At 38.6% G+C, this 23,443-nt stretch carries 26 protein-coding genes and 1 tRNA gene; all 27 read right to left on the bottom strand.

The features are described 5' to 3' along the window. Positions 1 to 94: 94 nt before the first annotated feature. The 27 genes from NUV40_02170 to rpsC all read right to left on the bottom strand — a co-directional run bounded on the left by NUV40_02170 (position 95) and on the right by rpsC (position 23,383). A tRNA-Arg gene (locus tag NUV40_02170) sits at positions 95 to 169 on the bottom strand. Between the two features lie 14 nt (positions 170 to 183). Continuing rightward, positions 184 to 498, bottom strand: coding sequence for a hypothetical protein (locus NUV40_02165; GenBank protein ID MCR4342694.1), 315 nt, complete (start codon positions 496 to 498; stop codon positions 184 to 186). Between the two features lie 9 nt (positions 499 to 507). Then, entirely contained in the window at positions 508 to 1,056 is a 549-nt protein-coding gene (locus NUV40_02160; GenBank protein ID MCR4342693.1) for a hypothetical protein, read from the bottom strand. After that, positions 1,053 to 1,583, bottom strand: a complete 531-nt coding sequence (locus NUV40_02155; GenBank protein MCR4342692.1) for a hypothetical protein — start codon at positions 1,581 to 1,583, stop codon at positions 1,053 to 1,055. Before NUV40_02155 ends, NUV40_02160 begins: the two co-directional genes overlap by 4 nt. Before the next feature lie 2 nt (positions 1,584 to 1,585). Beyond that, positions 1,586 to 2,659, bottom strand: a complete 1,074-nt coding sequence (gene pilM / locus NUV40_02150; GenBank protein MCR4342691.1) for a type IV pilus assembly protein PilM — start codon at positions 2,657 to 2,659, stop codon at positions 1,586 to 1,588. Between the two features lie 71 nt (positions 2,660 to 2,730). Continuing rightward, a complete protein-coding gene (locus NUV40_02145; GenBank protein MCR4342690.1) occupies positions 2,731 to 3,336 on the bottom strand; it encodes a VTT domain-containing protein in 606 nt (201 codons plus the stop codon). 52 nt (positions 3,337 to 3,388) lie between these two features. Beyond that, the gene (gene ruvX, locus NUV40_02140; GenBank protein ID MCR4342689.1) at positions 3,389 to 3,841 is read right to left on the bottom strand and encodes a Holliday junction resolvase RuvX; all 453 of its coding nucleotides are present in this window, start codon (positions 3,839 to 3,841) and stop codon (positions 3,389 to 3,391) included. A gap of 146 nt (positions 3,842 to 3,987) precedes the next feature. Continuing rightward, positions 3,988 to 4,959: a PEP/pyruvate-binding domain-containing protein gene (locus tag NUV40_02135; protein MCR4342688.1), complete on the bottom strand. Its 972-nt coding sequence runs from the start codon at positions 4,957 to 4,959 to the stop codon at positions 3,988 to 3,990. Between the two features lie 55 nt (positions 4,960 to 5,014). Continuing rightward, complete coding sequence (locus tag NUV40_02130; protein ID MCR4342687.1) at positions 5,015 to 6,709, bottom strand: ABC transporter permease; 1,695 nt, start codon at positions 6,707 to 6,709, stop codon at positions 5,015 to 5,017. After that, the gene (locus NUV40_02125; GenBank protein ID MCR4342686.1) at positions 6,666 to 7,979 is read right to left on the bottom strand and encodes an ABC transporter ATP-binding protein; all 1,314 of its coding nucleotides are present in this window, start codon (positions 7,977 to 7,979) and stop codon (positions 6,666 to 6,668) included. The genes NUV40_02130 and NUV40_02125 overlap by 44 nt, the downstream gene beginning before the upstream one ends. 204 nt (positions 7,980 to 8,183) lie before the next feature. Beyond that, the gene (locus tag NUV40_02120; protein MCR4342685.1) at positions 8,184 to 14,135 is read right to left on the bottom strand and encodes an FG-GAP-like repeat-containing protein; all 5,952 of its coding nucleotides are present in this window, start codon (positions 14,133 to 14,135) and stop codon (positions 8,184 to 8,186) included. A gap of 177 nt (positions 14,136 to 14,312) precedes the next feature. Continuing rightward, positions 14,313 to 15,041, bottom strand: a complete 729-nt coding sequence (locus NUV40_02115; protein ID MCR4342684.1) for a hypothetical protein — start codon at positions 15,039 to 15,041, stop codon at positions 14,313 to 14,315. Between the two features lie 62 nt (positions 15,042 to 15,103). Then, entirely contained in the window at positions 15,104 to 15,868 is a 765-nt protein-coding gene (gene map / locus NUV40_02110) for a type I methionyl aminopeptidase (protein MCR4342683.1), read from the bottom strand. Then, a complete protein-coding gene (locus tag NUV40_02105) occupies positions 15,855 to 16,457 on the bottom strand; it encodes a nucleoside monophosphate kinase (protein MCR4342682.1) in 603 nt (200 codons plus the stop codon). The genes map and NUV40_02105 overlap by 14 nt, the downstream gene beginning before the upstream one ends. A gap of 92 nt (positions 16,458 to 16,549) precedes the next feature. Beyond that, positions 16,550 to 17,827, bottom strand: coding sequence for a preprotein translocase subunit SecY (gene secY / locus NUV40_02100; protein MCR4342681.1), 1,278 nt, complete (start codon positions 17,825 to 17,827; stop codon positions 16,550 to 16,552). 23 nt (positions 17,828 to 17,850) lie between these two features. Then, positions 17,851 to 18,285 carry a 50S ribosomal protein L15 gene (gene rplO / locus NUV40_02095; GenBank protein MCR4342680.1) on the bottom strand — a complete coding sequence of 145 codons (435 nt, stop codon included), beginning with the start codon at positions 18,283 to 18,285 and terminating at the stop codon, positions 17,851 to 17,853. A 5-nt stretch (positions 18,286 to 18,290) separates the two neighbouring features. Continuing rightward, positions 18,291 to 18,788, bottom strand: coding sequence for a 30S ribosomal protein S5 (locus NUV40_02090; protein ID MCR4342679.1), 498 nt, complete (start codon positions 18,786 to 18,788; stop codon positions 18,291 to 18,293). Between the two features lie 70 nt (positions 18,789 to 18,858). Further along, a complete protein-coding gene (rplR, locus tag NUV40_02085; protein ID MCR4342678.1) occupies positions 18,859 to 19,218 on the bottom strand; it encodes a 50S ribosomal protein L18 in 360 nt (119 codons plus the stop codon). 23 nt (positions 19,219 to 19,241) lie between these two features. Beyond that, positions 19,242 to 19,784, bottom strand: coding sequence for a 50S ribosomal protein L6 (gene rplF, locus NUV40_02080; protein MCR4342677.1), 543 nt, complete (start codon positions 19,782 to 19,784; stop codon positions 19,242 to 19,244). A gap of 12 nt (positions 19,785 to 19,796) precedes the next feature. Next, positions 19,797 to 20,192: a 30S ribosomal protein S8 gene (rpsH, locus tag NUV40_02075; GenBank protein MCR4342676.1), complete on the bottom strand. Its 396-nt coding sequence runs from the start codon at positions 20,190 to 20,192 to the stop codon at positions 19,797 to 19,799. Beyond that, complete coding sequence (locus NUV40_02070) at positions 20,186 to 20,371, bottom strand: type Z 30S ribosomal protein S14 (protein ID MCR4342675.1); 186 nt, start codon at positions 20,369 to 20,371, stop codon at positions 20,186 to 20,188. The genes rpsH and NUV40_02070 overlap by 7 nt, the downstream gene beginning before the upstream one ends. Positions 20,372 to 20,418: 47 nt before the next feature. Further along, complete coding sequence (gene rplE, locus NUV40_02065; GenBank protein ID MCR4342674.1) at positions 20,419 to 20,955, bottom strand: 50S ribosomal protein L5; 537 nt, start codon at positions 20,953 to 20,955, stop codon at positions 20,419 to 20,421. 87 nt (positions 20,956 to 21,042) lie between these two features. After that, the gene (gene rplX / locus NUV40_02060; GenBank protein MCR4342673.1) at positions 21,043 to 21,351 is read right to left on the bottom strand and encodes a 50S ribosomal protein L24; all 309 of its coding nucleotides are present in this window, start codon (positions 21,349 to 21,351) and stop codon (positions 21,043 to 21,045) included. A 133-nt stretch (positions 21,352 to 21,484) separates the two neighbouring features. Further along, a complete protein-coding gene (gene rplN, locus NUV40_02055) occupies positions 21,485 to 21,856 on the bottom strand; it encodes a 50S ribosomal protein L14 (protein ID MCR4342672.1) in 372 nt (123 codons plus the stop codon). Between the two features lie 85 nt (positions 21,857 to 21,941). Next, on the bottom strand, positions 21,942 to 22,238 hold the full coding sequence (gene rpsQ / locus NUV40_02050; GenBank protein ID MCR4342671.1) for a 30S ribosomal protein S17: 297 nt from the start codon (positions 22,236 to 22,238) through the stop codon (positions 21,942 to 21,944). A gap of 13 nt (positions 22,239 to 22,251) precedes the next feature. Next, positions 22,252 to 22,668: a 50S ribosomal protein L16 gene (gene rplP / locus NUV40_02045; GenBank protein ID MCR4342670.1), complete on the bottom strand. Its 417-nt coding sequence runs from the start codon at positions 22,666 to 22,668 to the stop codon at positions 22,252 to 22,254. A 64-nt stretch (positions 22,669 to 22,732) separates the two neighbouring features. Further along, positions 22,733 to 23,383 (bottom strand): 30S ribosomal protein S3, encoded by a 651-nt coding sequence (gene rpsC / locus NUV40_02040; GenBank protein ID MCR4342669.1) that lies wholly within the window; start codon positions 23,381 to 23,383, stop codon positions 22,733 to 22,735. Between the last annotated feature and the right edge of the window lie 60 nt (positions 23,384 to 23,443).

The raw sequence follows: 23,443 nt of genomic DNA, 5'->3' as shown, positions 1-23,443 counted from the left end.
CCAGCCATTTCGTCGCTACGCGACGGGGTTTTTTGTCTTCCCGCGCGCCTGCGGCGCGCGGCTCATCTGCGCTTTCAAAACGCGAAGTATCGTTTGGTGTCCTCGCTAGGAATCGAACCTAGATCTAGAGCTTAGAAGGCTCTCGTTCTATCCATTGAACTACGAGGACATAATACTAAGATACTATAAAGATGGATCTTCTATCTCCGGCTTCTTTATTAAGAGCTCGTTAAAACGCGCCTTTTTTTCATCTATATTTTTGATTATCTTATCAAACAATTCCTTTTTTAAAGCAAGCGACTTAACAGAAGCGATTTCAGTATTTGAACCATTTTTCAATTGCCAAATACCATAAAGACTTATCGTTATTACAATAAGCAATATAATCCAGAAAGACACTATAATAATACGCCAATCTCTGTCCGCATTAATATCTGCGCCATAATTATCCCTAGGATAAAAGTAACTTAATTTCTCTTTAAAATCAATATCTTTCATATATTATGATTAATTATAACTCAACAATCTTAATGAAAAATTCGCCTCCCAGATCACTCGGGAATTATCGCCAATCCCGACGACTCCTTTCTCTTGCAGTGAGATATTATCAAAAATGATCTGATACTTTATATTCTCAAGCAAGGTCAAATAATAAAATATATCAGAAAATGAACCTAGAGCTTTAAATTGAAAAACAGGTTTCTCTCCGGTATCATTTTTTGAAATATCAACGGACCGAAACTCCATATCAACACCTGATTCTTTCGCCAGAACCTCTATCTCTTCTATAAAACTCAGCACATCTTTTTGCTCTATAAAAACGGTGTTAAGCTTCTCTTCTAGTGGAGAAAAATTCAGAAGACTGGCCTTTAAAATCTTAGCTTCATTGCTTTCTTTCTCTTTTAAGCTAATCTCGCTTCTAGCGACTGAAATTTTCCCGTTCATCTGTTTTACTTTCATATTGATAAGCCACAAACATGCAAAAGCAAAAGTATTCACCGCAATAACTAAAACAATGGATAGAATTATTTTTTTATTTATATTGCTTAATTTCATAATTCAATAGTCATGGTAAATTTTATATCATTTTCTTTCAGCAAATTAGATAAAGGTGAACTGACAACGCCGAACGATTCATCGTCTTCCAGCTTTTTTCTAAAATCCACAAAATCAGAACGATTTTTACTCTCCCCGGTAATTATTATTTTATCATTTTTATCTTTTTCATATTTAAAATAATTTATCCTGATGCCGCTTGTTTTAAGCGCGATAATCTTTTCAATTAAAATACTTATATGTTTAATCTCTTCATTATTTTTTTCATACAAAGAAAATTTTTTGTTAAGGATATCAAGTTCGGCATAAATCTTATCCGCTTCAACAGAACTGTCTCCCTGCATTATAATATTAAACTGATTGGAGAGATCTCTCTCTTCAAAAAATAATGAGAAAAATATCGGCAGAGACAGCGCAAAAGTTATAGCAATAATGCTAAAAACAAGTATCCCCGCAACAATAAACAAACGGCTTAGATAATCCTTTTTATTTATAATCTTATCTCCGGTTGGCAATAAATTTATCATTTTTATATAACGCGCAACGCTAATCCTAAGGCGGTGGAATATATCAATGACTCTCTAAATGTTATACTTGGTATCTCCTCATCAAAAGAAAGAATATTAATCCACGGATTTGCTATCTCAACCGGAACTTTAAGCTCATACGAAAGAAACTCCGGCAATCCTATCAGATTTGAGTCGCCTCCTGATAAAATAATTTTATCAATCTTTTTTCTTTTTTCTCCATTCTCTTCCGCTCTATTAAGCCAAAAGACAAATATCCTATCAATCTCTTCTTTTATGGCTGAGACTACCGGCAGTATCGCATTATAAACTTTTTCATTTTCCTTAGTCTTAGCAAAACCTTTCTCTTTCTTTATATCTTCAGCCGTTTTCAAATCAACCGAAAGAATGGCGGAGATAGCCGTATCAATATCTTTGCCCGATACTTTTATTGTGGAACTGAACATAACATTATTACCGGTAGCAACTATGAAGCTTGTATGAGTTTTTCCAAAATCAATTATCATCTTGATTCCGCCATCATCTGTTTTAGAAGTCAGCGCTCTTGAGATAGCATGCGCTTCCATCTCAAAAGAAACAGGCTTAAATCCGGCATCAAAAAACACGTCCCGGTAATCACTGACCACTTTATCCGAAAAAGCGATTAAATTAACATCGTAGTGATCTTTATCTCTATTTATATCATAATCAAAAATTGCCTCGCTCGCCGAAAGGGGTATATTCTCTTCCAGCTGTATTTCAAGTGATTTTCTAATTTCGCTCTTTTTCATAATAGGAATAGTCATTTTTGAAATATAAGCTTTTTCTTCCGGCAAGATGACAGCGATATAATCATCATTAAGCTCCTTGCGAAAATCTTTCAAAAAACCGGTCAATCCTTCTTTCTTTTTTATATCGCCTGATTCTATCAGGCCGTCAGGGATAATCTTCTGGCCAAACTCTCTCAAGATAACATTGCCTTTATGTTTAGCAAGCATTACATATTTAATAGACTTATCAGAGATATCCAAGCCATAAATAGGAGGCTTAAGAAACCGAGGAGTGGGGAATATATTGAAAAATGTTTCCGATATCATCTCTCTTATATTTTACTTTTTTATATAGATTAATTCAATGCTCATTTATAAATTTATAAACAATGCTTAGGTTAAAACCAAAATTTTAAAATAAACAAGACAACTATGACAATAGAGACGAAAATAATTGAAAAAATGTTAAAGTAACGATAAATGGAGCTTGCGACTTTTTTGCCAAACACTTTCATAATAAAAGCGATTATAAAGAATCTTCCGCCTCTGCCGACTAAAGAAGCGGTGATGAAGGAAAAGATGGAAATATTAAAAAATCCGGCAGATATAGTTATAATTTTATAAGGGATAGGCGTAAAAGCCGCGACAAAAACAGTCCAAAATGCATTAGCCTCATACTTAAAAGCCAAACTCTGCATCACATCATTTAAGTCATAGAAATCAATAATAAACTTTCCTATGCTTGAAAAGAAGAGAAAACCTATAAGATACCCGGCTAACCCGCCCAAAAGAGACCCTGTCAATGTTACGAGGGCATAATACCACCATCGCCTTGCCCGTGTAACAAGAATAGCTATAAGCATAAAATCAGGAGGAATAGGAAAAAATGAACTTTCTGCGAAAGAAACTCCAAATAACGCGCGCGTCGCGTGCTCACTGTTAGCATAGCGCAGGATCCAAGCCTTCAGCCACTCTCTTAAATTATTCAACAACGAAAAAATCATTTTATATATTATAGCGCCGTCATTTATCTCAATTATCTTATCATTTTAAAGATTAGTCTCCAAGCATTTTTTTACGTTCAATATAACTCTTTAAAATTATAGCGGCGGCTTGTGCATCAATCGTCTTTTTCACATTCTTTTTTTCTATGCGCGCCCTTGTCGCCCTACGGCCCAAATTATCATCTTTAGACAAGAGTATCCTCGCTTCTCTTGTAGTAAAAAATTCATCTTCAAATTCAACTTTTATACCGGACTTCTCCTCAATGACCTTTTTGAACTTCAAAATATCTTCCATAATAGGATTAGGCTTTCCTTTAACATCAATAGACCTTCCTATTATAATCTTTGAAACATTATTTTTCTTGCATATACCTAAGACTACTTCTGCCGATTTATCAATACCTTTATTTATAATCACAGAGTCTGGAAAAGCAAAAGAAGCGCTTTCGTCTGAAAACGCTAATCCTATATTTTTCCTGCCATAGTCTATGCCTAATAAACGCATGTATATTTAAATCCGAAATACAAATATCGAATTCCAAAACAATATCTAAATTCAAAATTCTAATTTACTAAACTGTTTTGAATTTTTAATTTCTGTCATTTGAATTTGTTTCGTATTTCGATATTCGTGCTTCGAATTTGGCGAAGCTATGCTTTGCTTATTGGTTGAGATTCTATAATATAAAAATTATTCTTCTCAAGAGCCCACTCTATTTTCTGAGGAATTCTATCATAAATATCTTCTACTCTCTTGGCAAGATTTGCTAAAGAAAGAATCTGAGCATTTGAAAGCTTTTGCTTTGTCTGAAGTACAGAACCGACTTCAACTTCATTTGTAGTAGAACCCACCCTTGTTAACATCGTCTTTTGAGGGAAAATTGTCTTGCCTAATATTTTCCAATTATTCTTATCAACAATATAAGTATCTCTGGCAATCCCTTTCGTATTAACCTCTTCATTTAAGCCGAAACTTGCCTCTACCACTATCTGCTTCCTATCTTTAGTAATAGGATGAGAAGTAAAACAGACCCCTGATACTTCGGCGTCTATCATCTTCTGGATCAAAAGAACGACTAACGGTCTTTTCATATCTATATTTTTTTCCAAGCGATAAGCTATAGATGCCGGAGAGAAAGATGTTGCCCAAATTCTCTTAATGCTCTTTATCAGAATATCTCTGTTTACATTAAGCTGGCTTGGAAATTCTCTTGCCAGAGACAGGCTTGACACGCCATCTATTACAAATGACGGCCTGACTGCCACATACTCGGCTTTCAATTTTGAAAATTCATTTAATATTCTAGTTTCAAGCTCTTTAGGAAAATCTATGTTATTTATCAAATTTACTATTTCATTTGATGCTTGGAGTATTGAATTCATATCACTTAGAGAAACACCGCTTGCGTCCATTATGGTATTTATCCTTGCATAAAGGCCTGTCCCTTCCATAAACTGTTCAAAGATGGAAGCCATAATAAATCCTGGCGGCACCAAGACCTTTGCATTAAACATATCGCGCAAGAATAGCCCTTTAGACCCCACCATCCTTATGTCAATTTTGTTCATATCCGCTTGAACTTTTTCTTCATTTTTTTTGATATTTATATTAACTTCAGTCATATTAAACATTATACACTAATAATAAATTAAATCTTCATTTTTTCTGTGGATTAAATTATTTATATTTAATAGCTTCAAGCGGAGCAATCCTAGATGCTCTGATAGCCGGCCATATCCCTGTCGCAAATCCGATAACAGCAGAAAAAGTTATTATCACAAGCATAAATCCCGGAGGCATTTGGAAAATCTCTACCGACTGACTGCCTATCCTACTCGCAAGAATATTGAAAGCTAAATTAAAAAGTTTAGATGTTCCTATGCCTATTACCGAACCGCCAATACCTCCTAAAAATCCTATGATAACCGCGTCTGATATCACAATTTTCCATATATCAATATTTGACGCGCCTATCGCCTTCATAATTCCTATCTCTTGAGTTCTCTCCAAAAGCACAATTGTCATAATATTTAACATTCCAATAGCTGAAATAATAAGCGCAATAAATCCAAAAAAGCCTAAAACAGCCTGTATTCCGCGAAATATTTTCCTTGTTTCATCAACAGTATCCGAGATAGAAGATATTATATATCCTTTATTTATAAGATCTTCTTTGATAATATCCATGCTTTTTTCATCGCGAACTTTTACTTTCGCTTCAATATATCCGTCAATTTCAATATCTTTAAATTCCGTATCTAAGACATAAGAAAAAGCGGACTGATCATCGCTTATTATACCGCTGATAACCAAACTCTTTTTTTCTTTGTTAATATTTTGAATATCTTCTTCGCTTATTATACCGACCTCAACGCCTGAGACAGTAGTAGGACTCAGCTTAATCTTTTTCCCAATAGCTTCTCCTTCTTCAAAGCCCATAAGTATCGCTATCGCTGAAGAGATAACCACATTTCCTTCCTCTATCTTAAGAGGCGTCCCGTCTTGCGACATAAGACCGGCAAGAGAAAAATAATCAGAATCCACCATAAAAATAGAGGCGTCTATCTGAACACTGGCCATCTCCATATTCCCATTATATTCAACAAGGGGGCTTATCTTATCAACCTCTTTAAAACTTCTTATCTCCTCTATCCTGTCTTTAGATATAAGACTTTCTTCAGGCAATGTAACAACCAAGGAGAGCAAAGAATCCTCTGTAGTGATTCTCTGCAGGACAGTTTTTTGCAGGCCATATCCGAAACTTATAAGAAACATTATCACGCCGATACTGATACTTATACCCAAAATAGTAAGAATAGTCCTCATGCTTCCCGAGGTGAACATTCTACCTGAAAGAAGCGCGAGTGTCTTTAATTCAATCTTCTCTTTTCGAGAAGAATCCAAAGACAATCTTTCTGTAACGAGACTTTCATTTTCACCAACTTCGCCTATTTTAATTTCTCTTAATTTGTCTTGTTCGGAAAAAGAATTCAATCTGTCTTTATTGCGGGAAAATTTTTTACTGTAATAAATGTAAATTATATCTAAGAAAGTATTGATGAAAAATACGGCGTGCCAATACAGCTCTGTGAAAAAATATCTGAAATCTTTTTGCTTTCTAAAGAATCTGGAGATTAAGCCGTCCGAACCGGCTTCCTTTTGACCGGATATAAGATCCATAAACTCAACGAAAAACATCCCTCTTTCATCAGGTGGAACATCACTATGCTCTATCGGCAAACTGGAAAGAAAACCTTGTGAATCAGGTATTGATGCGAACTCAAAGACGTCGCCCCTTTTTGATATCTTGCCGGTTTCCGCCTGCGAGTTAAGCTGGTTGTTTATTTTGTTGTTGTGGTTCTGTTTTTTCACTGCTTTTTATTGTTTGTAATAAATTAAGGAAAATATTAATTTTCTCATTCAAAATGGTAGCGTCATCCTTTGGAAGATTTAATCCCTTTTCTTCTTCTGGAGCAGTAAGGAACTTACTCATATTATCTTCAGTCACAATATCTGAAACCCTAAACTCTATAATCTCTGCCAATCGCTCTCTCTGCATAGAATCAAGAGGGAAGTCCACCTCATGAGAGATAATATCCACGATATCATTGCGATCTATCTTATGGAAATATTTGAAGAACATCAGATTGTTCTCCATCCTCATCTTCTTTAGAAGCGACTCTATCTTCTTCACCCTGACGGGAGAGAAGCCTAAACCACCAACTCTGATAGGCGAACTGAAGAAATTCATAAGCTCATTCCACGAAATGATATCCATAAGAAATTGCACCAGCTTATGCTCAACTCTTTTTCCTAACACATCTTTCTCTTCTCCTTCAAGTATGAAGTCTACCAAAGAAGTGGCGAGCTTCTGAGTAATCTCAGACGTTTTATTTTTATCAATATCTCCGAATTTTTCTTTTGGAGTCATCTTATGCTTATTTATCTCTACTTTTGACAACGTCCCTCCCCATAAAAAGATGACCTTATCAGCAAACGGGAGATAATTCATATCATGAGTGACAAAGAGGATGGTCTTCTTTTGTTTGACGTTAAGGTCATGGAGTATAGTAAGCACATCATAAGCGGATTTAAAATCCAAGTTTCCCACAGGCTCATCGGCGATGATTATATCCGGTTCAGTGATAAGCGCTCGCGCAATCGCCACTCTCTGCTGTTGCCCGCCCGAAAGCGAAGACGGTAATTTATTTTTCTGAGGCAATACGCCGAGCACCTCAAGCTTAGCTTCGGCTTTTTCAAGAGTCTCTTTATTATTCTCTCCCCAGAAGAACAGAGGCAAGCAAACATTATACAAGACTTTTATAGTAGGGATAAGATTATAAGCCTGGAAGACCATCCCCATCTTCTTCTTCCTTATCTGAAGTACATCGTAATCAGAAGCGCTTGCGATATCAACGCCGGCGATAGTTATCTTCCCGTCTCTGATATTGTTGTCCAAGCCGGCAAGATGATACAAAAGAGTAGATTTGCCGCAACCGGAAGGTCCGAATATTATCACATACTCGCCTGGAAAGATTTCCACGCTGATATCCTTAAGTACATGAGTCTCTTTCGGTGTCCCTTCGTCAAAGACAACGTTTAAATGCTCTACTTTTATTATAGCTTCTTGCTGTTCTAACATAACTTTAAATATTATAACACAACGAAGTTAGCTTGCTAGCTTTACTAAATCCGAAATTCGAATATCGAAATCCGAGACAATATCTAAATTAAAAAATTCTAATTTACTAAACTGTTTTGAATTTTACATTTTGGTCATTTGAATTTGTTTCGTATTTCGGATTTCGTGCTTCGTATTTAACAAAGCTATGCTTTGCTAGCTTTGTTACCGGCTCTTTCCAAAATTAAATATATCTTCCACGTTCTTGATGATAAGCTGAGTGACGGATTCTGACTGCTTTGGTGTCAGTATCGCTGTCGGCTTTGATATGGACTCCTGCCCGGCGATATCCTCGCTTTCAACCTTAAGTCTGTAGACGCCGCCCGGTTTTAAGTTTGTAAGAGTGACGATATGCTTGGTAACGAATTCATCATGCTCTTTCACATTCGGTTCCGCCGGTTCATCAACGCCCTCCCAGTATACCACCTTACTCTTTGCTGGTTCATTTGTGGTCCAGGAGATAATAGTCTGCACTTTATTTAGTTTAGGATACACCGCCTGGTCAACTTTAATCTGCGACATTACAGGAGGGTCTTCATCAGCCCCTGTCTTCTTCCTTCCCAAGTCAAATGTAGCTATCTCGCCATCATCCGTCCTACTCTTTATCTCAAGGTCATATAGTGTATTCATATCAAGGTCTTCTAACATAATCCTATGAATAAGTGCTGGGTTTGGATCTCCCTTTGTCTTACTTTCAGAGATTATCTTTTCACCACCCTTAACAGGTGTATATGATACGGAGGCATCAGCCATATTGTTCGTCGTCCACTCCACCATAATGCTCGTCTCCGAGACGGCTGTATTATGAGCGATGATCTCAAGCGCTTCTTCCGTCGTTATAACCTTAAATTTATCGCTCTTTGTCTCCGCGCCCAGGCGATTCTTGGATCGTATCCTCATATAATATTCGGTATTAGTCTTGAGGTTAGCTATCTCTACCCTATGGTCTGTCACATATTCATCAAAGTTACCAGCCTGAAAATCAAATTTAGGGTCATTCTCGTCAAACCTGTCAGCTTCTACAAAATCTACAATTGAATTTGCTTCAACATCTGTCTTCCATTTTACGATTGCGGAGTTTGCGGTAGTTTCAACATCCGGCTCTTTTGAAAGAAGGATAGGCGGAGGGACAAAATCCTGAACCTCCTTAAGGAAGCTCTCTATGTCCTCTTCTTCTGAAGTATTACTGTTATTATTTTCACTCTTAATTGCTATTTTCTGAGAATATGTTTCCAAGAAAGTCCTAAACGTCTTTATAGAGTCCGAGATCGGACCCTTATCAGCTTCTTTAGCCAAAGCCTCTTCCACTAAAGCAACTCTTTTGTCTCCCTTGATACTGAAAGTATAATCATTACTCTCTCCCAAATTGCCGGATATATCGCGAGAAGAAACTTTAAAGTGATATGTCTCACCCGGTTCAAAATTTATAAGAGGAAGAACAACTCTATGTGAATAAACAGCATCTCTTCTTCTGCCGAAACCTAAAGATTCATAGTTAGTACTCTTGCCATACTCTACGAAACTGTCCGATTCTTCTGTCGTTTGCCAGCTTATTATTATCCCGTCCTCTGTCACCTGAGAAAGAACAGAGTCTATATCAGGGTTTGATCTGTCCCTCGGTGAACCGCTTGTGCTGATAGACACTACAGTCACCCTCTCTGACTCGCCGATTTGAGCTTCAAGAGTAGTGAAAGTGTTTTCCGTAGATGAGGCGCTGTTGCCTGAAGAGTCCACAGAAGCTACGCGGAAGTAGTAAGGGGTGGAGACAGCGATATCTGAGAGGGAGACTGTGTGATTTATATCCAAGTCTGTGGTCTTAGAGGATATAACACCATAAACGCCTGATGCAGTGCCATACTCTACTTGAGAAGTAGCTTTTTCATTTGTCACCCATTTTATATCAGCCGTCGTGTCGCCTACACTTACAGTTATAGAGCTTATATCCGGCGAGGAAGAATCAGAAGAAGTGGTAAATGTATAATACTCTTTGACACCGCTTAACACATTGTAGTCATAAGAAGTAGAATATGTGCCGGTATCTTCTGGGGTTGCCCTAAGGTATATATAATACCTCGTGCCGGATGAAAGTCCTGTCTGAGTTACAGACTGATTAGTAGTGCCATAGCCTGCCGTACAATTACCGGAATCTGCCGGTGGCTTGCTCGTGCCATAGAAGACACAAGTTTGCGCGCTAATATTCGTGCTAAACGCTATTGTCGCTGAATTATTAGAAACATCCGTGATTGATACATTTGAGATAGCCGGACCATTTAAAGTCGTAAATGTATATCCGCTTCCGGAATTATCGTCCGTTGCCGTCTCTCCTTGGGCATCTCGGGATTTAACATAATAATAATAAGTGGTATTTGCCGAAAGACCGGCCAACACCACCGAAGGGCTTATAGAATAAGTGTCTACAGTCTGACTTAAGTTATAACTCGTATTACCGGCAGAATAGTAAACTGTTGAAGTGGCGACTACGCTTGTTGCCCAAGATATAGTTACCGAGTCATTAGTGGCGCCGGATGATGCAACGCTTCCTGACGTGATAGTCACCGGCGCCAGTCCCGGCTCATTGCCATTTTGTACACCATCAGCTGTACCATATACAGAAGATGAGAGATAAGAAACATTGCCATCCGCGTCTTCTGTTGTTACTTTATAGTAATAAGTTCCTCCATAAGAAACCGTCTGGTCCGTGAAATAATTCTCAGATATCGTGGAGACGGACCCTACTTGAGAATAAGTTACATTATCTATTGACCTCAAAATATTATATTTAACGAAACCAGGAGACGGTGTCGTCGCCTGCTTCCAAGCTATAAACAACCTATAGTCGCTAGTGGCAATGTTGGATGTGTCTTGAATAGCCAAGGAGATTGGTGTCTCCGGAGTGACCGATGTGGTCGTGGCCGTAGTGTTACCAAAAGAGTCTCTGAAGACCGTGTAGGTGGTATCAGGGTCAGTAGCAAGAGAGATAGTGGTGGTAGATGATAATGAAGTCCATGAAGCATCTGAACCGCTCTGCTCGAGTCCCACCCTATACTGCAAGCTGGAATTGTCTGTGGCATCAAGAGCAACCGTTGCTGGTGTGGAGCTTGCTTTTATACTTGCCGGTACAGACCCCAAGACCGGATTCTTCACATCCAATGTAAAAACAGCCGAAGCCTGAGTAGCCGTGTTATTTAAGGCCTCGTTATCATTTATAGTAACTCTCACTTTTGCCTGCTCTGTATAAGTGCCGTTTATCTGCGCTTTCGCATTCCAGACTGCCGTATAAGCGGTATAAGTAGATTCATTCATCGCTACATTAGTGATGTCACCCGTCATATAAGTAGAAGTGGCAATACTCGTCCAGTTATTTCCATTGTCTGTAGAATATTCAAAAGAGGGAGTGACAAAGCCCGCATTAGCCGTACCCGAGGTAGTATCAATATCTCTCACCTTATACTGGACAGTTACCAGACCGGCGCCGGCATTCTGGCTTGCCGATACTCCGCTATTGCCGAAAGTCGCGTCAAAGTCCGGTGGCGCATTTACCACATATTGCAAAGTCACGTCAGATAAGGTAGGCGTAGCGCTACCGTCTGAAGTTGAAGTGAAAAACACTTTATACTGCACCCACTGGTCACCCGATCCATCCGTGTGAGTAGCATTTATGGTTTCTCCTCCGGCAGGATCGGTATAATAATCTCCCGTGCCGGTCGGCCCGAGCCAACTCGTCCAAGTGCCTGGCGAGCCTGAAGCATCCGGCGCGGTCCGTATCTGGAATTTAATATCCTGCGAACCGGAGACCCCGCCCTCGGTCCAAGAGATGGAGCCGACGGCATTAGACGGGTCAATTGTGTCATAAGCCGAGGATGTCAGGTCGGCTGAAGTCGTATATTGAAAATAATTAATAGTAATGTCGTCAAGTGTCGGCGTGTACGAGGCGGAGGCAGTGTTAAAATACGTCTTATAACGGAGGTACTGTGAACCATCTTGACCAGACCAGATATTTTGACCAACGGCAGTAGTATAGTAGGTGCTTGCAGTCCCATCCGGACCGTAATAATCCCATGTAACATTGTCGTTATTTGTTGCAAGTTGAAATTTAATTGAATCAGTGCCAGATGGTGGTGTAGCAAGCTTAACACTAATATCATCAACCCAAACATTCCCCGTGACATTACTAACTACTATTCTTGTATTGAAAGATCCTGATACTGTAAAATTACAACTAACATATTGCCACTCATTTAACGTTGCGGGGCTGGATGCGGTACATTCTCCCGCTTTGTCATTTAAATCCAAATAAACCGAAGCGCTGGAATCTTTATACACCCACCCGGACAAAGTATACGTAGCACTACTATCCTGCTTAACCGCTGCGGGGTTGGCGTATGCTGTTCTGGCAACCGTATATGTAGTAAATTTCATGGAATAACTTCCTGAATGAGCCCTGTCAGAAACCCTATCAGCTGTTGACTGTTCAGTCCAATTATCCGCATCAACGCCTGACCCTGACTCAAACCCGGGATTAACTACTGATTCAAACCCTGTCGGCAAAGTCACACCTGGGGTCAATGTTGTAAAATCCGCCGGCAAACCAAGGTCAATTATCTCCGAGGTGAATGTACCAGAGGAAAGATAAACATCATTATCTAAATCTACGAAGGTGGGTTTTGCGTAATCACCAACATCCGGAGCATTCCAAGCAGTTTTTGCGGTCCATGTAGGGCTTGAAACTGTGCCGGTATTCTCATAGGCATATGAAATTCCGGAGGCTTCACCAATTAATAAATCATAGTCGCCATCATTGTCCAAGTCGGCAAAGGCAGGCGAGGATCTACTTCCAACATCCGGAGCATTCCAAGCAGTTTTTGCGGTCCATGTAGGGCTTGAGACTGTGCCGGTATTCTCATAGGCATATGAAATTCCGGCTTCTTCACCAATTAATAAATCATAGTCGCCATCATTGTCCAAGTCGGCAAAGGCAGGATCAGGCAACGAGTTATCCCCAAGATTCGGAGCATTCCAAGCAGTTTTTGCGGTCCATGTAGGGCTTGAGACTGTGCCGGTATTCTCATAGGCATATGAAATTCCTCCTCCAGTGTAGACTCTGTCACCACTTAATAGATCGTAGTCTCCGTCATTGTCCAAGTCGGCAAAGGCAGGATTATAATAAGAAGCATTCCAAGCATTTTTTCCAATAAGAAGAAAGGTCTTAGCATCACCTACGTTCTCTGAAAATATAATACCGCCACATGCTACGCAACCATATGCCGCATCATAGTCGCCGTCATTGTCGATATCGACAAAGGCAGGATCCCAATATGGATTGCCGCCGAATCCGGATGGAGCATTCCAAACAGTTTTTGCGGTCCATGTAGGGCTTGAAACTGTGCCGGTATTCTCATAACCAAGTGTATAAGTATAATTACCATTCCCTATTATCAAATCGTAATCTCCCTGCCTGGTAGCCAACCCCACGCTTGTCCCAGAACCGGTGGTTGTAGCGTTTGAAAAAGTCCCATTACCAAACCCTCCGCCGGATGCTGCACCATCTGAACTCAATGTGCCGTCATCAGTAACAGCATAGACGATATTACTGATTGAAAGTTCTGTATTGGCGGTAATATTGGTAGAAGTGGCACTATATTCTGCCCAGCCAGTCTGATCAGAAGTGTGTGAAGCCGTGTTTGCAGTCAATGATGTCCAATCTGTCTGAAGCCAGTTGTAAGTCGCCGCTTCCACGTAAGCTGTCGGCCGACCGGCAATAGAGAGTATGATGGCGAAGATAAGAAGAAAAGCGACAAATGAAGAAAAGCTTGTTGATATGAAAAGTCTCGCTCTCTCCCTTACGCTCCTGTGAGCTGTATAATAATGATAACGCCCCTTGAAGCTCTCCGAGTCAAAGCGGATGAAGCCGTCGCCCGCCTCCTGTGGCCTCATATGCCCCGGCTTTTTAAAAATTATAAGCGCGACTTCAACTGTATCAAAAGCAATTAAGCAGAGCCCACGCTTCAGCTTTTTCCAAAGCGGTCTGATGAATCTCCCGCGCGCTTTATCTTCTACTATTTCTCCTCTTAAAACTTCTGTTTTTAATTTTAGCTTTTGATATAAGTTGAGTAACATATATGTTTATGTGTTTGTTATCCCCACTTGGACACGCCGTGTCCAAGTGGATTTATTTTTTGATTTATAATATTTAAATTATACCACACATTATCAACTTATTGTGCTATTCAATTATCCACACCCCCGCACCTCACTTGGACACGCCGTGTCCAAGTGGTTAAAAAACATTATCCATTATTCTATTAACAATTTTTCCATCTCTTTTTCTCTTTCTTTATTTTCTCTTATTATTGACAACGCCTCTTTTGCGAAATCTTTATACTCATCTCTATTCTTAAATTGATCTAAAATAATATCTTTCTTGCAAAAAGATTTTTTTGCATTTTTTGCTACATTGGTATTATTAATGATTTTATTATCAATATTCACCATTGTATTTTGTATATTCCCCATATACTCGCCCCAACTTGACCTCACCAACTTGGCGGCTTCGCCGCCAAGTTGGTGAACTTTATCATTTAAATTCACATAAACACTCGTGTGTAATAACTGCTCGTTTGAGTCTATGTGCACAGATTTAAATGGTCCTTGAAACAAAGATCCACTACGTTCATATTTTTTATTAAAATACCATGTATAACCACCTAATCTTTGCATAAATTTCTCTATCCCCTTATCAGAAACTTGCTCTAAAATAAAATGGTAATGATTAGGATTGAGACAATAACAAATAAAATTAACTAATTTCTCACCTTCGTTTAACTTGGCGGCCTCGCCGCCAAATAGTTTTCTAAATGAATTTTCATAGATACTACCTATCGGTTCACGTACATTAAACTCATTCATACTTTGAAAAAACCGACTAAGGTCTTCTTGATCAAGAAAAATTTGTCGTTTATCTACTCCACGATTAAAAATATGGTAATATTCACTATTTGCAAATTCAATTTTTCTTTTACCCATAATTTTATTATTATATCATTCAACTCACTTGGCGGCGAGGCCGCCAAGTTATAATCGTCAAATTAGATTAATGTGAGGATTTCTGTGCCAGTTTTTGTTACTAGGATAGTATGCTCAAAATGAGCGCTGCGGGAATGGTCTCGCGTCTTCCATGTAAAGCCGTCTGGTGAAACAGTAACGTCAAAATCACCTTCATTTACCATAGGTTCAAGCGCTAATATCATCCCCTCTCTCAAGACAAAGCCCTGATTTTTGTTGCCATAATTTGGAATCTCTGGAGCTTCATGAACGGCGTGCCCTACACCGTGGCCTACTAACTTGCGGACAATTGAAAATCCTTGCGATTCTATATACTTCTGCACAGCTTCGCCAATATCACCAACCGTTGCGCCGTCACGAATAACAGCGATACCCTTATTTAAAGATTCTTCTGTTGCGTTTATTAACTTCTTCGCCTTACTATCGATTTCACCAATACCAACAGTAATGGCCATATCGGTATATAGCCCCTTATATTTCAAACCAAAATCAAAGCCGACAATATCACCATCTTTAAAAATTTTACCAAAAGGAAGACCATGCACCACTTCATCATTTACCGACACGCAAAGCGCTGCAGGATAACCGCGCCCTGTCCCATCGGGCTTATAATTGAGAAAAGAGGGGATACTGTCATATTTTTTCGCTAAAGCGATAGCTAGCTTATTTAATTCCTCAGCCGATACTTCAACTTTTGCCTTACCGACGATCTCATGCAAAATAAAAGCGAGTCTTTTACCCCCTTCTCTTAATATCTGTATCTCTTCTTTTGTTTTAATCAGTGACATTAAAAATCTTTTCTATAATCTCTTTATGTATCCCTTCAACTGACTGCTCTCCGTTTACTTCTATCAGCTTATTTTTACTCTCGTTCTTAAAATACTCTATCACCGGCACAACATCCCTTTCATAATAAGCAAACCTCTCTTTTATACCCTCTTCATTATCATCAGCTCTTCCTCTTGCCATAAGACGATCCTTTGCGACATCAAAACCTATATCTAAAAATATAGGATAAACTTTTTCTATACCGTAAAATTCCATCGCCTCATCAATAAGCTCAGCTTCCATCAATTTGCGTGGCGAGCCGTCCATTATAAGATGCTTATTGTCTTCCATAGAGTTTACCAATACGGTACTCCATGCCCACACGGCAAGAAACCCAGGGTTTAACTTTCCTCCTTCTGTAACTTTTTTTGATAAACTCGCGGTATAACCGTCATTTTCCATAAGCTTGCGGAAATTCTCTCCGGCATAAGCAAAAATGACAGAACTTTCTCCATGCCTCTCCTCCAAAAATTTTTTTAATAAAGTTGACTGGGTCCCCTTACCGCTCCCAGACAAACCTATAAACATAAATCCTAATTTTTCCATCATTTGATTATACCTTGTATTTTAAATTATTGAAAACTTAAACGGCTCATCCGCCAGCTGGCGGATGAGCCGTTTAATTCGCCACGGCGAATGAATTATTCGTAATCTCTCATTGAGATTTGCGCTTCCACCTTCTTTACCAAATCAAGCACTACAGATACGACGATCAAAAGCGCTGTTCCGCCTATAGCAAAAGCGGCAATTCCCGTGACGCTCTTCATTATCATAGGAAGGACAGCGATAAATCCAAGAAACAAAGCGCCAACAAAAGTAATTCTGGTTAGAATCTTACTTATATGAAAAGCGGTAGGACGGCCAGGCCTTATGCCAGGCACAAAAGCTCCGCTCTTTTGCAAGTTTGTAGATATTGCATCAGGGTCAAAAGTAACAGCCGTGTAAAAATAAGTAAAAGCAAACACCAAGACAAAATAAAAAATGGACGAAACCCAGGGATTGGTCACAAAATAAAGCATTATGCTTGATATGGTCTGTATTATTTCGTTACCCATTTTACTTAAAGCACCGGCGATCATCTGCGGGAAGAGAAGAAGTGAAAGAGCAAAGATAATAGGTATAACTCCTGCCTGATTTACCCTAAGCGGTATATAAGTGGACACTCCTCCGTATATTTTATTTCCCCTGACTCGCTTGGCATAAGAAACCGGTATAGGACGCTCCGCTTCGGTCACTAAAACAACACCGGCTATGACAACAACAGAAGCGACGATTACCGCCAAGTAGACAGGCAATTGACTCGCATCAAAAGTGAACAAAAGCTGTCCTGCCAAAGATGGGATGCCCGCCACGATACCGGCAAAAATCAAGATTGAAACACCATTACCTATGCCATGCTCTGACACAAGCTCCCCAAGCCACATAAGCAGAACTGAACCAGCCGTAATTATAGCCACATTTACTAGCTGTCCAAAAAGTGTGATATCCATCAATACGCCCTGTCTTCCCAAAAGAGACAAAAGAGCAAATCCCTGAAGAATGGCAAGCGGGATAGTGGCAAGCCTTGAGTACTGATTGAATTTCTTTCTTCCGGCTTCACCTTCTTCATGATAAAGCTCTTTAAGCTTAGGGAAAATCATGGTAAGAAGCTGCATTATAATTGTCGCGGTAATATAAGGACCGACTCCAAGCATCATTATAGAAAGATTAGAAAGACCGCCTCCTGAAAAGACATTTAGAAGTCCGAAAAGCTGGTTGCCGGAGAAAAATTCCGCCAAACGCAACTTATCAACTCCTGGCACGGGGATAGACGCTCCGACTCTAAATAATACAAGAATAAAAAGAGTGAAAAGAATCTTATTCCTAAGATCCGGGTCGGAAATTACGATTTTAAATTTATTTATTAGATTACTTAACATAAATTAGCTGTTAGCTTCATTAGCTAATTACTGATGCTTCCGCCTGCTTTTTCTATCTTTTCTTTAGCGGACGCTGAAACACTGCATTTTAAAACTTCAATCTTTTTCTTTATATCACCTTTTCCTAAAATCTTTACAGCAGGAATTTTACCATTAATTCTCCTTATAAGCCCTAAAGAAAGAAGTTCTGCAGGTGTAACTTTCTTGCCTAGAGGAAGAACTGCTTCAATATCCGCCAAATTAACAATCTGCGGTTTTATTTCTATGGTCGGGGCGCTGTATCCTCTCTTCTTAGGAATCTTCTTAATAATGTCACGGAGTTCAGGTCTCATCTTTCTACCGGCGCGAGATTTCTGTCCTTTCATACCCTTGCCTGAGTAAGTGCCCCTCTTACCGCCACGACCAACACGCCGTTTACTCTTATTTGGTGTTTTAGTTTTTATTTCATTAAGTTGCATATTCTTTATTTATTTCTATCATTATAATTATCAAATTTACTTAATGCCTTAAGCGCCGCTTTTGCGTTATTAAGTTTATTTTTACTTCTGGAAAATATTTTAGCATTGGCATTTTTTACACCCGCTAAATCTAAAATAGTCCTAACGGAACTGCCGGCGACAAGCCCTCTTCCTTGTTGAGCAGGCTTTATCATTATACGAGAGCTTGCATATTTTGCTTCAACTTCGTGAGGAATTGAAGCATTTTTAGTTAAAGGAATTTTTATGATATTCTTTTTAGCAGCCCTAACAGCTTTATCTATAGCTGATGCAGTATCTACTGACTTGCCTAAACCTATAGCGACGCTGCCATTTCTATTACCTATGATAACCGCCACTCTAAAACTGAATCTTCTTCCACCGGAAACAACTCTGGTCGTCCTTGCGATATCAACCATTTTTTGATCATACTCGGATTTTACGCGAGCTGTAAATCTTTTTTCTTTTTTATTTCCTTTAATCATATTTTTATTATAGCTTATAGCTTCGTTAGCTTATAGCTTTTTAGCTTTCCTGGTAAGCTACAATCTATATTTAAAACTTCAAACCTCCATCGCGAGCGCCAAGAGCGACAGCCTTAACTCGCCCATGATACAGATAACCGCCTCTATCAAATACGACCGTCTTAATATTTTTTTTAATTGCCTCCTCGGCTAATTTCTTACCGGCCTCTTTTGCTCTATCTGTCTTATTTAATTTTGATTTTTTGGCTTCTTTGATATCACTCACGGAAATAATAGTTTTGCCAATAGAATCATCAATAAGCTGTAAAAAGAGATGCTTATTTGAACGGAAAACACATAGGCGCGGTTTTTCTCCGGTGCCTATAACCTTCGCTCTGACTCTTTTGTGGCGATTCAATCTTTTTATATTTTTTTCTTTTGTTTTATTCATTTCTATTTAATTATTACTGCAAATTACGCTCCGGCAGCCGCCTTTTTGCCTGTCTTTCTTCTTATATATTCACCCTCATATCTGATTCCCTTGCCTTTATAAGGCTCCGGTTTTTTCAAATTCTTTATCCTTGCCGTAAATGCGCCAACTTTTTCTTTATCAATGCCTGATACCGTTATATTATTTTTTTCTATAACGACTTTTATGTCATTAGGCACTTCCACTTTAACAGGATGAGAAAAACCTAAACTAAAAATTAAATCTTTACCCTGCAAATTAACTTTAAAACCCACTCCTTCAACAACAAGCTTCTTCTCATAATTATTCAAAACCCCATTCATCATATTCTTAATATGAGATGCGTAAGTACCCCAAAGGGCAGATAGAAAAGGATTGATCTCTTTTGGGGTCAAGGTTATATTATCCCCCTCAATAGAGATGACAATCTCATCTTTGAAATCACGCTTAATCTCCCCTAGGGGACCCTTAACAGTAAGGGTTTTACCCTCTTTTTTAACTTCTACTTTATTGGGAATTGATATTGGTCTTTTAGCTAAACGGCTCATAAATATTATATATTACCAAATTTTACAAAGCACTTCTCCTCCGACATTTTCTCTCTTGGCTTCATTGTCTGTTAAAATACCCTTAGGAGTTGAAATAATCATTGATCCATAACCCTGACGAACAGGTTTAATTTCATTTGCCGGAATATATACGCGTCTGGAAGGTTTTGAAATCCTTTCAATATCCGATATGCCGGGCTTATTTTTCTCTCCATACGACAATACAACTTCTATAAATTTTTTATTTTTCTTTCCTCTGCGATTTATTTCTTTTATAAAATTTTTCTTCAGCAATACTTTAGCAACCTCCATTTTAAATTTAGAATAAGGAATAACAACCGCATCCAAACCGGCAGTTTGAGCGTTCTTTATCCTTGTGAACATATCTGATAGCGGATCTATTACCATGATGATTTTCTTATACCCGGAATTTTGCCTTCATTGGCAAGTTCCCTAAAACAAATTCTACATAATCCGAAGTCTCTCATAAAAGCTCTTTTTCTTCCGCATCTAAAACACCTTCTCACTACCCGTGATTTGAATTTTGCCGGCTTCTCCGACCTCGCTATAACTGATTTCTTTGCCATACTATGATGAAAATATACTAAAAAGTCTTATTTTGCAAATTTATTGATTACTTCTTAAACGGCAAGCCTAATAATCTCAAAAGTTCTTCCGCTTCATCTTTTGTCTTAGCGCTTGTCACAATAGTGATACTAAGCCCGAAGCTTTTTGAAAGATCTTCATGTCCGGCTTCAGGGAAGATGAGGTGATCTTTAATCCCCATTGAAAAATTACCCATATCATCTATTCCGCTGATATTCAAACCTTTAAAATCACGCATTCTGGGAATAGTCACATTAATCAGCTTTTCAAGAAAGCTATTCATCTTTTCGCCTCGCAAAGTTACTGCGTAACCTATTACTGAACCTTCTCTTAATTTGAAAGTCGCAATAGATTTCTTTGCCGCTCTCGGGGACGGTTTCTGCCCCGTTATCTGAGCCAACCCCTTCTCAACTTCCTCTATCTTCTTCTTATCGTTTATAGAACCAGTTCCAACATTAACGACAACCTTAACAACCTTCGGTATAGCCATTTCATTTTTATAGCCGAATTTCTCTTTCATACGGGCAATCGCTGTTTTTTTATATTTTTCTTTTATTGTCTGCATTTTTTAATAAAATAAATGGCCCCTTGCCCAAAAGACAAGTTTAAAGGCCACAACAACATAATACTTATTTTCAAAAATTTTGCAATCCTAAAGCTCCGCACCGCACTTTTTACAGACGCGAACCTTTTTTCCTTTTGCTTCGATTTTCTTTGCTATTCTTGTGTTTTTTGAACAAGCAGAACAGACTATCACAGCATTTGAAGCCGAAATAGGACTTGCAATTTGTATAATCTGCCCCTTTTCTCCGGATTTCTTTGGCTTAAGATGCTTCTTCTTCATATTGATTCCCTCCACAACAATCTTCTCTTCCGCCAAAAAAATCTTGGTAATCTTGCCGGACTTACCTTTATCTTTACCGCTCGTTATTGATACATTGTCATTTTTCTTGAAATCCATATTTATTTAATTCTTAATTTTTATTAACTTTCATTTCTAAAAAATTAAAAGTTGACTCCCTGCAAATCCCCCTATTGCCCGCGAGCTAAGGGAGCCAGCTTTTAATTTTTTTTGAAAAACGTATTTTTTGCTATTAAACAACCTCCGGTGCCAAAGATATGACTTTCGTATAACCTCTCTCTGCAATCTCTCTAGGTATCGGCCCAAAAATTCTGCCCCCTTTAGGCTCTTTTTTGCCTTTCTCAATAATAACAACGGCATTATCGTCAAAACGAATATAAGAACCGTCTTTTCTCCTAAATGCTTTTTTCTGGCGGACAATGATAGCTCTTAACACATCTTTTTTCTTTACCACCTTTCTTGGCTCAGCTGATTTCACAGATACAACAACCTCATCGCCGATACAAGCATAGCGTCTTTTACTTCCGCCCAAAACTTTAATAACCTGAACGACTTTAGCGCCAGTATTGTCTGCAACATTTAACATTGTCTGTATCTGAATCATAATTATAAGAAAAATTTTAGAGCTTATTTTCTTAAAGGACAGTCTTAAGGAAAATCCTACAGAAAATAACTCTCAAATTTTTCTGCTATTCTTTTTTTAAAACCACCTCATCCTTACCCACTACGGTAAAAGTCTTATCTTTTGAAATAGGCCTGCATTCTCTGATAACAACCTTATCGCCTTCTTTATACTGATTTTTCTCATCATGCGCCTTATATTTCTTATTTCTTTTTATAAACTTGCCGTATTTTGGATTTTGAATGAAATTTACAACTTCAACAGTCACAGTTTTATCCTGCTTATCTGAAACAACCACGCCGCTTAATATCTTGCTTCGGCTTTGGACAGGATTATCGGCTAAATTTTTATCTTTATTTGTCATCTCTTATTTAAAATTACCTGTTAATCACTTTTGTTTTTACTGAAATTTTAGCGCCTGCTTTTCTCAATGCTTCTTTTGCATCAGCATCTGACACTCCGTCTATTTCAAAAATGACTGTCCCCGGCTTTACCTCTGCCACATAACCAGAAGGATCGCCCTTGCCTTTACCCATGCCGACTTCAGCAGGTTTCGCAGTATAAGGCCTGTCAGGGAATATCCTAATCCATATCCTGCCGGTCTTGCCGATTGACCTACTGGCGACTTTTCTTGCCGCTTCAATCTGATTTGAAGTTATTCTTCCAACCTTATCAGCCTTCAAGCCGAAAGAGCCGAAAGCAACAGTTGTGCCTCTTGTGGCGACTCTGGCTTTTTTAGGATTACTCCTTTTTGTCTGCCATTTTCTAAATTTTACCTTTTTGGGGAATAACATATTTTTTATCAGCTTATAGCTTCATTAGCTTATAGCTTTTTAGCTTTTCTAGCAAGCTAAAAAGCTATTCAAAGCGCTCACCTCTATAAATCCAAACCTTTATTCCAATATCTCCATAAGACATATGAGCCTTATCTCTCGCAAAATCAATATCAGCCCTAAGTGTCTGAAGCGGAATCCTGCCCTTCTTAAGCCATTCTGTCCTGGACATTTCAGCTCCATCAAGTCTTCCCGCAAGCATTATTTTGACCCCTTCAACATCTTTATTTGAAGAAACTTTTTCTATAGTCTGTTTCAAAAGTCTTCTGAAAGACATTCTTTTCTCAAGTCCTTCTATCATCATCTGCGCCACAATAGCGGCCTTTGACTCAGGCGATGACACCTCTTCAACTGTTAATTTAAGCTCTCCTGACCCATCAGACTTGAACTTATGAAGCATTTTGGAAATATCTTTCTTGAGCTTATCTATCCCTTCTCCTTTTCTCCCTATAACAATCCCTGGTCTTGATGTTTTTATTATTATATGAAAAATATTAGGCTCTCTTTCTATTTCTATGCTCTCAACATACATACCGCGCATCTTTTTCTCAAGCCATTCTCTTATGAGAACATCTTCTTTCAAGAATTTTGTGTATTTTTTCGTGTTGAACCAGCGCGATTTCCAACCGCGTATGATTCCTAATCTAAATGAATATGGATGTACTGAATGGCTCATAAAATACTTAAATTCGAAATTCGAAATTCGAAATTCGAGACAACTTATAATTTTTAAATT

The sequence above is a fragment of the Patescibacteria group bacterium genome, assembly GCA_024654625.1.
GTDB lineage: Bacteria > Patescibacteriota > Minisyncoccia.
The sequence above is the reverse complement of the archived record's forward strand: the minus strand, read 5'-3'. Positions and strand labels throughout refer to the sequence as shown.

Coding starts and splice junctions, on each gene's coding strand:
- ruvX (MCR4342689.1), bottom strand. CDS start 3,841: ATGCGTTTATTAGGCATAGACTATGGCAGGAAAAATATAGGATTAGCG.
- secY (MCR4342681.1), bottom strand. CDS start 17,827: ATGTTAAGTAATCTAATAAATAAATTTAAAATCGTAATTTCCGACCCG.
- rplR (MCR4342678.1), bottom strand. CDS start 19,218: ATGAATAAAACAAAAGAAAAAAATATAAAAAGATTGAATCGCCACAAA.
- rplF (MCR4342677.1), bottom strand. CDS start 19,784: ATGAGCCGTTTAGCTAAAAGACCAATATCAATTCCCAATAAAGTAGAA.
- NUV40_02120 (MCR4342685.1), bottom strand. CDS start 14,135: ATGTTACTCAACTTATATCAAAAGCTAAAATTAAAAACAGAAGTTTTA.
- NUV40_02125 (MCR4342686.1), bottom strand. CDS start 7,979: ATGTTAGAACAGCAAGAAGCTATAATAAAAGTAGAGCATTTAAACGTT.
- NUV40_02145 (MCR4342690.1), bottom strand. CDS start 3,336: ATGATTTTTTCGTTGTTGAATAATTTAAGAGAGTGGCTGAAGGCTTGG.
- NUV40_02070 (MCR4342675.1), bottom strand. CDS start 20,371: ATGGCAAAGAAATCAGTTATAGCGAGGTCGGAGAAGCCGGCAAAATTC.
- rpsC (MCR4342669.1), bottom strand. CDS start 23,383: ATGAGCCATTCAGTACATCCATATTCATTTAGATTAGGAATCATACGC.
- rplX (MCR4342673.1), bottom strand. CDS start 21,351: ATGGATTTCAAGAAAAATGACAATGTATCAATAACGAGCGGTAAAGAT.
- rplP (MCR4342670.1), bottom strand. CDS start 22,668: ATGTTATTCCCCAAAAAGGTAAAATTTAGAAAATGGCAGACAAAAAGG.
- rplE (MCR4342674.1), bottom strand. CDS start 20,955: ATGCAGACAATAAAAGAAAAATATAAAAAAACAGCGATTGCCCGTATG.
- rplN (MCR4342672.1), bottom strand. CDS start 21,856: ATGATTCAGATACAGACAATGTTAAATGTTGCAGACAATACTGGCGCT.
- rpsH (MCR4342676.1), bottom strand. CDS start 20,192: ATGGTAATAGATCCGCTATCAGATATGTTCACAAGGATAAAGAACGCT.
- map (MCR4342683.1), bottom strand. CDS start 15,868: ATGTCACTGATTAAAACAAAAGAAGAGATACAGATATTAAGAGAAGGG.
- NUV40_02090 (MCR4342679.1), bottom strand. CDS start 18,788: ATGATTAAAGGAAATAAAAAAGAAAAAAGATTTACAGCTCGCGTAAAA.
- NUV40_02155 (MCR4342692.1), bottom strand. CDS start 1,583: ATGATAAATTTATTGCCAACCGGAGATAAGATTATAAATAAAAAGGAT.
- NUV40_02165 (MCR4342694.1), bottom strand. CDS start 498: ATGAAAGATATTGATTTTAAAGAGAAATTAAGTTACTTTTATCCTAGG.
- NUV40_02160 (MCR4342693.1), bottom strand. CDS start 1,056: ATGAAATTAAGCAATATAAATAAAAAAATAATTCTATCCATTGTTTTA.
- pilM (MCR4342691.1), bottom strand. CDS start 2,659: ATGATATCGGAAACATTTTTCAATATATTCCCCACTCCTCGGTTTCTT.
- NUV40_02105 (MCR4342682.1), bottom strand. CDS start 16,457: ATGATGGAAAAATTAGGATTTATGTTTATAGGTTTGTCTGGGAGCGGT.
- rplO (MCR4342680.1), bottom strand. CDS start 18,285: ATGCAACTTAATGAAATAAAAACTAAAACACCAAATAAGAGTAAACGG.
- NUV40_02115 (MCR4342684.1), bottom strand. CDS start 15,041: ATGGGTAAAAGAAAAATTGAATTTGCAAATAGTGAATATTACCATATT.
- rpsQ (MCR4342671.1), bottom strand. CDS start 22,238: ATGACAAATAAAGATAAAAATTTAGCCGATAATCCTGTCCAAAGCCGA.
- NUV40_02135 (MCR4342688.1), bottom strand. CDS start 4,959: ATGACTGAAGTTAATATAAATATCAAAAAAAATGAAGAAAAAGTTCAA.